Here is an 8825-nt window from a genome sequence, read left to right on the forward strand (position 1 = left end):
ACGCCGCAACTCCCCTCCCACCGTCCCACCGCGCAACCGCCCCAATGCCGTGACCCAGGCCACTTCTTCTTCCACGCTGGCGTCCACCCGCCGTGGCGATACCGGCTCCTCCGCGCTCCAGGTCGCACTGGCGGGCATGGCCGCGCTGGCGGCCGCCATGGGCATCGGCCGCTTCGCCTTCACGCCCCTCTTGCCCATGATGCTGCACGACGGCGTGGTGGACATCGCCACCGGCAGCTGGCTGGCCACGGCCAACTACGCGGGCTACCTGGGGGGTGCGCTGCTGTACATGGCCTTGCCCTGGCTGGGCCGGCGCCTGGACGCGGTGCCTGGCAATGCGGCCCTGGTACGGGGCGGGCTGGTGGCCACGGTGCTGCTCACGGCCGCGCTGGCCTTGCCATGGCCCTGGCTGTGGCCCCTGATGCGGCTGCTGGCCGGTGTGGCCAGCGCCATGGTGTTCCTGGGCACGGCCAACTGGTGCATGGGCCGGCTGGCCCACCTGGGGCATCCGGCCCTGGGCGGGTTGATCTTTTGCGGCCCAGGCCTGGGCATCGTCGCCACCGGCCTGCCCACCAGCGCCATGGTGGCAGCGGGCTGGAGCGCCGCCACGGGCTGGGCGGTGTTCGCCGTGCTTGCCGCCTTGCTGTGCGCGCTGGTGTGGCCGGTGGTGCGGGGCAGCGAAGCCTCCTCGGTGGGGCCAAGCGCCGCAAGCATGGCGGCCACGGCGCCACCTCCGCCCGCGCCGAACCCGGCAGCCGAGCGCGCCCTGCTGGCGCTGGCCTATGGCCTGGCCGGCCTGGGCTACATCGTCACGGCCACCTTCCTGCCCGTGATCGCGCGGGCCGCGCTGCCTGCGGGCTCGGTCTGGCCCGACCTGTTCTGGCCCATCTTCGGCGCGGGTGTGGCGCTGGGGGCGTTGCTGTCCACGCGCATTCACCCTGCGCGGGACCGGCGCCTGCTGCTGGCGGGGGCCTACCTGCTGCAGGCGGCGGCCATCGGCCTGGGCCTGCTCTGGCCCGGCCCGGCGGGCTTTGCATTCGGCAGCCTGCTGCTGGGCTTGCCCTTCACGGCCATCACGTTCTTTGCGTTACAGGAGGCGCGGCACCAGTGGCCCCAGGCGGGCGCAGGCTTCACCGGCCTGATGACCGCGCTGTACGGCATCGGCCAGATCGCGGGGCCGCCCATGGCGGCTGCACTCTTGGCGCGCGCGGGCTCGCAGGCGCAGGGGTTTGACTGGGCGCTGTATGCGCTGATGGCCTGGCGCTGGAGAACGTGAGCTAAGCTAAAAATGGCCTGTAGCGCTTATCCAATGAGCGCATGCAGCTATCGATGTGATAGCTATTGGGGGAGGGGCAACCGCAGCACAAAGCACGCGCCACTCGCGCCATCCGGCCGGTCCTCGCAGTGCACCGTGCCGTTGTGGCGCCCTGCAATCGAGCGCACCAGCGCCAGCCCCAGGCCCACGCCCCCGGCGCGCTCGCTGGCGCCGGGCAAGCGGTAGAAGGGCTCGAAGATGCGTTCACGCTGGGTCACGGGCACGCCCGGACCCCGGTCGCACACGCGCACCTCGGCGTAGCCCTGGCGGCGTTCGACCACCAGGGTGATCTCGCCGGTGCTGTAGCGCCGGGCGTTTTCCAACAGGTTGCGGATGGCGCGGCGCAGAAGCTTGGGGATGCCGCGTACGTCCACCGAGTCCGAACTCACGTCCAGGTCGGCATCCACCCGTGCACACTCTTCGGCGGCCAGGCCGATCAGATCCACCAGCTCCACGGTACCCACATCGGCTTCGCGTGCATCCAGGCGACTGGCCAGCAGGATCTCGTCCACGAGCTGGTCCAGCTCGGCAATGTTGCGCAGGATTTCCTCACGGAACGCGGGCGAGGGCTGCTGCCCGCCCATCAGCTCCAGCCCCATGCGGATGCGGGTGAGCGGTGAGCGCAGTTCGTGCGAGGCGTTGGCCAGCAGCGATTTGTGCGACTTGACCAGCGTTTCCACGCGCGCAGCGGCGGCGTTGAACTGGCGCGCGAGGTCGGCCACTTCGTCCTGCCCTTGCTCGGGCACACGCACCGACAGGTCTCCCTCGCCAAACTTTTGCACGCTGCGTTGCAGGGCTTCGAGCCGCAGCGTGAGGCGCCGGATGATGGGGTACACACCCACGGCCACGGCCAGGCCCACGATGCCCAGCAGCCACAAAAAGCCGAACGGTGGCCGGGTCCAGAACGCGGCGTCGCCCTGGTTCGGACCTCCGGGTCGGCCGCCCCGATCGCCGCGTGGCTGGCGAGGCGCCATCTGCAGCAGAAAGACCTGCCCGGTGTCCGATTGGATCTGGAATTCAATGCCTTCGCCCGGCTCGCTGGGCTGGCGCGTGGCCAGGCCCTTGAGCACCTGCGTGCCGTTGGGATCGCGCAGCACCATCTCGCGCGAGGGCGGCACGAACGGCTGGGCGTTCTGCGCCTTTTGTTCCTCGGCCATGCGCCAGGCCCAGCCCACGGTCAGCGTCAGCACCGCGATGCCGCCGACCACGGCCAGCCAGATGCGCAGGTACAGACGGCGGGAAAAAGGGGTGGACAGGGACATGAATGTTCGTGCAGCGTCAGCAACTGCGCATTGCTCAAAACTGGCGAGGCCCAGGCCAGGGACGCCGAGCAAGGGCCGCCCCGCAGCGAGGGCGTCGTCCCCCTGGGGGGAAGGAGCGAAGCGACTCAGGGGGGGACATATCAGTCTTGTTGTTTCGCAAAAACGTAGCCCACGCCACGCACCGTGAGGATGCGGCGCGGGTTCTTGGCGTCGGCCTCTATGGCGGCACGGATGCGGCCCATGTGCACGTCGATGGAGCGGTCAAACGCCTCCAGCTCGCGGCCGCGCACGGCCTCCATGATCTGGTCGCGCGTGAGCACCCGGCCCGCGCGCTCGGCCAGCGCCACCAGCAGGTCGAACTGGTAGGAGGTGAGGTCGGCCAGCTCGCCTGCCACGGTCACGGTGCGGGCGTCGCGGTCGATCTCCAGCGTGCCAAAACGCAGGACCTGCGTGGCCGCCGTTGCATTGCCGCCATCGGTGCGGCGGCGCAGGATGGCGCGGATGCGGGCCAGCAGCTCGCGCGGCTCAAACGGCTTGGGCAGGTAATCGTCGGCACCCAGCTCCAGGCCGATGATGCGGTCCATGGGGTCGCCCTTGGCGGTGAGCATGAGCACCGGCACCTGGGCCGCGTGGCCTTGCAACGAGCGGATGCGCCGGCACACTTCCAGGCCGTCCATGTCGGGCAGCATGAGGTCCAGGATCACGAGGTCGGGCAGCGGCCCGGCGTCGGGTCCCTGCAGCTGCGCCAGGCCACTCTTGCCGTCCGCGCGGTGCGTGACCTGCAGGCCCGACTGGCCCAGGTACTCGCCCACCATCTGTGCGAGGCGGGCGTCGTCTTCGATCATCAGCAGTTGGGAACTCATGGGGGCAGTGTAGTAGCGGGTGGCTTCATGGTCGCCAAGGGCTGTCTCGGTGCGTTGTCGGCCATGTAAACCTCCCGTAAAGCCACCAAGCCCGTGCAGCCGTACGACCGCGGCCAAACTTGCCCTGACGCGCGGTCCCGCCCGGGCCGCTTGTGTTGCACGCATGCCATGAGCAGGAGGCGCAGCTTCTTCTTGTGCGGGCACTGCTTTGCCCCTACGCTCGGAGCATGAATTCCCCCTTCCTTCCGCCGGGATGCCACGGCGCCAGCCCGCCATCCGCATGACGCTCCCGGAGCCTCACCTTGCCCCGTCCGGGCGCGACATCTCCGTGGCGATCGTGGAGGACGATCCGCGCACGCGGCGGCGGTTCGAGCACGCGCTGGCGCGGGCCGACCGCCTGTGGCTGGCCTACTCTGCGGGCACGGTGGGCGAGATGGTGGCTTGGCTGCGCGACCACCGTGTGGACGTGCTCCTCGTGGACCTCGGGTTGCCCGACGGGTCCGGCCTTCAGGTCATCAGCCATTGCCGCAAGCTTTCGCCCGGAACCGAGATCATGGTCATCAGCATGTTCGGTGACGAGGCCAACATGATGCGCGCCTTTGAAGCCGGCGCACGCGGCTACCTCCTCAAGGACGGGACCGAAGACGATCTCGCCGACCATGTCCTGAGCCTGAACGCCGGCGGATCGCCCATGACCCCCATCATCGCGCGCCAGTTGCTGACACGTCTGTCGCCCGCGCCAGCGACGACCAGTGCGCTTCCCGCCGATGCGACCTTGACGGCGCGGGAGCGGGATATCCTCGCCAAGCTTGCGCGCGGCTACACCTACGCCGAAACCGCAGAGATCCTGGGCATCTCGCCTTCCACGGTCCAATCGCATGTCAAGAACATCTACAGCAAGCTGGCGGTTCATTCAAAGACGGAGGCGATTCACGAGGCGCGGCAGCTGGGGCTTCTGTAGCAGGCTACCGGGCATGCCGCGGGAGGCACCGCTGCGCGTGCTCTGGATTGCGGTGCTGTGGGTGCTTCTCGGCGGCACGGTGCATGCCCAACCGGAGGTAGGGACGATTGCGCAGGCCCATGCGTACCTCGAACCCGATGGCGCCGAACCCTGGTCGGGGCTGGTGGCGCTTCCACATCTCTGGGACAAGGCCTACCCCGGCAAGTCCGGGCGCGCGCGCTACCTGCTGGCGCTTCCTCCCGTGCCGTCCGATGGGGTCCTCAGGGGGGTCTATTTTCCCCGGGTGGGCAACCAGGTCGAAGTCTTCGTCGGCGGCGATCTGATTGCACACCGCGGCGTGCTGGGCGACGGCCGCACCGATGCGACCAAGGCGCCGCTGTGGGTGCCCGTGCCTGCGCGCCTGTTGTCACTAAGCGTCCCCACCGTGCTGGAGGTTCGTGTAGCCGTGCAAGCGGTGCGCTGGGGTGGACTGGCCGCACCGCGCTTCGGGCCTGAGGCCGTGCTTCAGCCGCAGTACCGCGAGCGCTATGTCTGGCGGCAGTGGGGCGCAGTGGCCGTGGTGTTTGCACTGGCCCTCACGGGCGTGATTGCCGCAGGGCTGTGGCACCTCAACCGGGAGCCGGTGTACGGCTATTTCGCGCTGTGCGCGCCGTTCGGGATGCTGCGCTTCGGCGACCGTCTGTGGAGCACCTCGCCCCTGGGATGGCCGGTGTGGGGCGGCATCGTGGCGCTCTCGCTGGCGGTGCACGTCCTGCTGCTGGTGCGCTTCTCGCTGGCTTTGATCGGCCGCGACGGGCCTGGGGCCCGGCGGGCCTTCTGGGTGCTGCTGCTCGCTGAAACCCTCCTGGTGTCAGCAGCTTTTGGCCTGTTCCAGCCGGAGTACTGGACCGCCGCCCTGGGATTGCTGTTCGTGCCTGCGGTTGGGGCCTATGTCATCGCTGCACGGGAAGCGATCGTGGCCCGCAAGCCCGAGGCCATCGCCTTCTGTATTGCCAGCTTCGTTCCCATAGGCGCGGGCCTGTACGACTTCCTGGAGATCCGCATCGCGACAGAAAGCGTGGGCCGCTCTTCGTACCTTCCTCTGGCGACCATGCTCTTCGTGCTCCTGATGGGCTGGCTCATCCTGGATCGTTATGCCCGCCAGGTGCGTGCATACCAGGCCCTGAGCAACTCCCTGGACGAGAAGGTGCGCCAGCGCGAGCGTGAGCTGGAGGTCAGCTACGCGCTCCTGCAGCAGGAGCATGAGCAGCACGCGGCCCTGCAGGAGCGCCAGCGCATCATGCGCGACATCCACGACGGCGTGGGATCGCAACTGGTGGGGCTGCTCAGCCTCATTGGCAAAGGCCGGTCCAGCCGGGCCGCGCTGCGTGAGCATGCCCACGCGGCGCTCGATGAGCTGCGCATGGCCGTGGACGCCATGCAGCCGGTGGACGGTGACCTGGCCACGGTGCTGGCCACGCTGCGCTACCGGCTACAACCGCGGCTGGCCGCCTCGGGCATCTCGGTCGATTGGCAGGTGGACGAAGAACTGCCCACGCTGGACAGCCTCACGCCGCACAGGGTGCTTCAGATCCAGCGCATCCTGCTGGAGGCATTCACCAACGTGCTGCGGCATGCGCAGGCCACCCGCGTACGGGTCAGCGCGCACCAGCAGCCGGGGCTGGTACGCCAGCCCGATGATGAGTCGCCGTGTCTGGTGCTGGAGATCGCCGACAACGGCATCGGCATGCCCGGCCCGTCTGCAGCCGGGGGCCAGGGGCTGGCCAACATGCGCGCACGCGCGCAGGCTATCGGCGCGCAGCTGGATGTCACGTCTGTGCCGGGCCAGGGGACGTGTGTGCGGATTGCGTTGCTGGGGGAGCCTGCACCCGCGATGCCAGCCACACCAGCACCAGCACCGGCAACCCCAGCAGCGCCGTCGATGTGAAGAACTGCGCATAGCCAAACGCATTCACATAATCGCCCGAGAAACCCGCCACGAATTTCGGCAGCAGCAACATCATCGAGCTGAACAGTGCGTACTGCGTGGCCGAGTAACTCACGTTCGTCAGGCTCGACAGATAGGCAATGAATGCGGCCGACGCAATGCCGCTGGCCAGGTTGTCGGCCGACACCACGGCAATCAGCGCCGTCACGTCGTGTCCGTGGCCCGCCAGCCAGGCGAACAGCAGGTTGCTGGCCGCGCTCAGGATGGCGCCCAGCATCAGGATGCGCATCACGCCAAACCGCATCGACAACACGCCGCCCACGAAGGCACCGGCCAGCGTCATGATCACGCCGTAGATCTTGGTCACGGCGGCCACTTCGTCTTTGGTGAAGCCCATGTCCACATAAAACGGGTTGGCCATGATGCCCATCACCACATCGCTGATGCGGTACACGGCGATGAGCGCGAGGATCAGCGCCGCGTGCCAGCCATAGCGGCGCAGAAAGTCGGCAAAAGGCTCCACCATGGCGCTCTGGATCCACTCCGCCGCGTTGCGCGCAGGGGGCAGTTGCACGGGCGCGGGCTCGCGCGAGAACAGCACGGTGACCACGCCCACGGCCATCGAGGCCGCCATCACCAGGTACGCCACCTGCCACGCGCTGTTCTGGTAGGCCGCAGCGCCTTGTGCGATGGCCTGGCCCACGGCGGGCGCCACCTCGGAGCGCGCTGCAATCCACAACACGCCCGCTCCGGCCCAGATCATGGCCAGGCGGTAGCCCGTCTGGTACGACGCTGCCAGCGCCGCCTGGTGGTTGGCGTCGGCGGATTCGATGCGAAACGCATCGAGCGCGATGTCCTGCGTGGCCGAGCCAAATGCCACGGCCAACGCGCACCACACGATGGGCCCCAGGGTCTGGCGCGGGTCGGCCAGCGCCATGCCGATGAGCCCGCCCACGATCAGCGCCTGCGACAGCAGCAGCCAGCTGCGCCTGCGCCCCAGCGCGTTTGTGAGCAGCGGAATCGGCAGCCGGTCTACCAGTGGTGCCCACACCCACTTGAAGCCGTAGGCCAGGCCCACCCAGCTCAGGTAGCCGATGGTGCTGCGGTCAATGCCCGCCTCGCGCAGGCGAAAGCTCAGCGTGCCCAGCACCAGCAGCAGTGGCAGCCCGGCCGAGAACCCGAGCGTGAGCATGCGCAGGCTGGCGGGCTCCAGGTACACGCGCAGGGTCTGCAGCCAGGGCGTGCGGTGCGGCTTTTCCGGGGTGAGGTTGGGGGCGGATGAAGTGGAGGTGTCTGACATGGGCGCGCGGAGGTTTTGTCTATCATCGCCGACACACCCTTGTAGCCAGCCTGCCGGCCTCCATCTGCGCGGCAGACTCTGGTGCATTGTGTGCCAGCTCTGCTCATTATTCCTTCTGGGATCGCCTTGTATGTGTCTTTTCTGCCCCGCTCCCTCTGTTGCGCCCTCGTCCCCGTGGTCGGCGCGCCGCGCCTTCCTGCTGGCGGCAGGCGCCAGCGCTGCGGCGCCAGTGCTCGCGCAGGTCGAGGTGGGCTCGGCATCCAGCCTGCGCAAGCTGGTGCCCGCTGAAACGCTGGAAAACTCCGCCGCCCAGCAGTACCAGCAGATGCTGCAGCAGGCCAAGGCCAAGCGCGCGCTGGCACCCAGCGACCACCCGCAGCTGCAGCGCCTGCACGCCATCGCCAAGCGGCTGATTCCGCACACCATGCCGTGGAACGACCGCGCCAAACAATGGCGCTGGGAGGTCAACCTCATCGGCAGTTCGCAGATCAACGCCTTCTGCATGCCCGGCGGCAAGATTGCGTTCTACACCGGCATCCTGGACCAGCTCAAGCTCACCGACGATGAGACCGCCATGATCATGGGCCACGAAATGGCCCACGCCCTGCGTGAACACGCGCGCGAGCGCATCGCCAAGACGCAGGGCACCAACCTGGCACTGCGCCTGGGCTCGCAGCTGCTGGGGCTTGGCGACCTGGGCCAGGCGGCGGCGGGGCTGGGTGGGCAGCTGCTCACGCTGCAGTTCAGCCGCTCGGACGAGACCGATGCCGACCTGGTGGGCCTGGAGCTGGCCGCCCGCGCGGGCTACCAGCCCTCGGCCGCCGTAAGCCTGTGGCAGAAGATGGGCAACGCCAGCGGCAGCAAGCAGGGCGGGCTGGCGTTCTTGTCCACCCACCCCTCGGGCCCCGCGCGCATCCGTGAGCTGGAGGTGAATGTGCCCAAGGTGCAGGGCCTGTACGAGGCGGCGCGGCGCAACGGGTAGTCGTGGACGGCGGGTGGCAGAGGCGCGCCATCGAAAGGTGCCTGGGAATCCTGATGCTACTGTTTTGATAGCTATTAGCGCTTGATGAATAAGGGCGGTTTCAAGTCCAAGTGCAACAATCAAGTTAATGGACTGAATCGGGCTGTTGGGCCAAGCGAGCCAAATGCTCGGCATACACCTCAATAGGCTTGCTCCAGCCCAAAGTCATCCTGGGG

The 8825-nt window shown here is 68.3% G+C and carries 7 protein-coding genes; 4 read left to right on the forward strand and 3 right to left on the reverse strand.

Features of this window, described 5'->3' with window-relative positions; genetic code table 11:
• Nucleotides 1–136 precede the first annotated feature (136 nt).
• Complete coding sequence (locus tag NFX52_RS28285; protein WP_242701326.1) at nucleotides 137–1276, forward strand: YbfB/YjiJ family MFS transporter; 1140 nt, start codon at nucleotides 137–139, stop codon at nucleotides 1274–1276.
• Between the two features lie 62 nt (nucleotides 1277–1338).
• Here the strand turns inward: NFX52_RS28285 and NFX52_RS28290 are convergent, their stop codons facing one another.
• The gene (locus NFX52_RS28290) at nucleotides 1339–2577 is read right to left on the reverse strand and encodes a HAMP domain-containing sensor histidine kinase (protein WP_055401577.1); all 1239 of its coding nucleotides are present in this window, start codon (nucleotides 2575–2577) and stop codon (nucleotides 1339–1341) included.
• 140 nt (nucleotides 2578–2717) lie between these two features.
• The gene (locus NFX52_RS28295) at nucleotides 2718–3440 is read right to left on the reverse strand and encodes a response regulator (RefSeq protein ID WP_055401574.1); all 723 of its coding nucleotides are present in this window, start codon (nucleotides 3438–3440) and stop codon (nucleotides 2718–2720) included.
• Between the two features lie 280 nt (nucleotides 3441–3720).
• Here NFX52_RS28295 and NFX52_RS28300 point away from each other — a divergent pair, with 280 nt between their 5' ends.
• The gene (locus NFX52_RS28300; protein ID WP_055401583.1) at nucleotides 3721–4401 is read left to right on the forward strand and encodes a response regulator; all 681 of its coding nucleotides are present in this window, start codon (nucleotides 3721–3723) and stop codon (nucleotides 4399–4401) included.
• Nucleotides 4402–4414: 13 nt separating this feature from the next.
• Nucleotides 4415–6328 (forward strand): sensor histidine kinase, encoded by a 1914-nt coding sequence (locus tag NFX52_RS28305; RefSeq protein WP_082437611.1) that lies wholly within the window; start codon nucleotides 4415–4417, stop codon nucleotides 6326–6328.
• On the opposite strand, the gene NFX52_RS28310 is transcribed toward NFX52_RS28305, so the two are convergent.
• A complete protein-coding gene (locus tag NFX52_RS28310; RefSeq protein WP_055401569.1) occupies nucleotides 6210–7628 on the reverse strand; it encodes an AmpG family muropeptide MFS transporter in 1419 nt (472 codons plus the stop codon). The genes NFX52_RS28305 and NFX52_RS28310 overlap by 119 nt on opposite strands.
• A gap of 130 nt (nucleotides 7629–7758) precedes the next feature.
• On the opposite strand from NFX52_RS28310, the gene NFX52_RS28315 reads away from it, so the two are divergent.
• On the forward strand, nucleotides 7759–8610 hold the full coding sequence (locus tag NFX52_RS28315; protein WP_055401567.1) for a M48 family metallopeptidase: 852 nt from the start codon (nucleotides 7759–7761) through the stop codon (nucleotides 8608–8610).
• Nucleotides 8611–8825: the final 215 nt, after the last annotated feature.

The sequence above is a fragment of the Acidovorax facilis genome (assembly GCF_023913775.1).
GTDB lineage: Bacteria > Pseudomonadota > Gammaproteobacteria > Burkholderiales > Burkholderiaceae_C > Acidovorax > Acidovorax facilis.

Excerpts from the sequence above, each read along its gene's own strand:
- NFX52_RS28285 (WP_242701326.1), top strand. The coding sequence starts at position 137 with ATGGCCGCGCTGGCGGCCGCCATGGGCATCGGCCGCTTCGCCTTCACG.
- NFX52_RS28290 (WP_055401577.1), bottom strand. The coding sequence starts at position 2,577 with ATGTCCCTGTCCACCCCTTTTTCCCGCCGTCTGTACCTGCGCATCTGG.
- NFX52_RS28295 (WP_055401574.1), bottom strand. The coding sequence starts at position 3,440 with ATGAGTTCCCAACTGCTGATGATCGAAGACGACGCCCGCCTCGCACAG.
- NFX52_RS28300 (WP_055401583.1), top strand. The coding sequence starts at position 3,721 with ATGACGCTCCCGGAGCCTCACCTTGCCCCGTCCGGGCGCGACATCTCC.
- NFX52_RS28305 (WP_082437611.1), top strand. The coding sequence starts at position 4,415 with ATGCCGCGGGAGGCACCGCTGCGCGTGCTCTGGATTGCGGTGCTGTGG.
- NFX52_RS28310 (WP_055401569.1), bottom strand. The coding sequence starts at position 7,628 with ATGTCAGACACCTCCACTTCATCCGCCCCCAACCTCACCCCGGAAAAG.
- NFX52_RS28315 (WP_055401567.1), top strand. The coding sequence starts at position 7,759 with ATGTGTCTTTTCTGCCCCGCTCCCTCTGTTGCGCCCTCGTCCCCGTGG.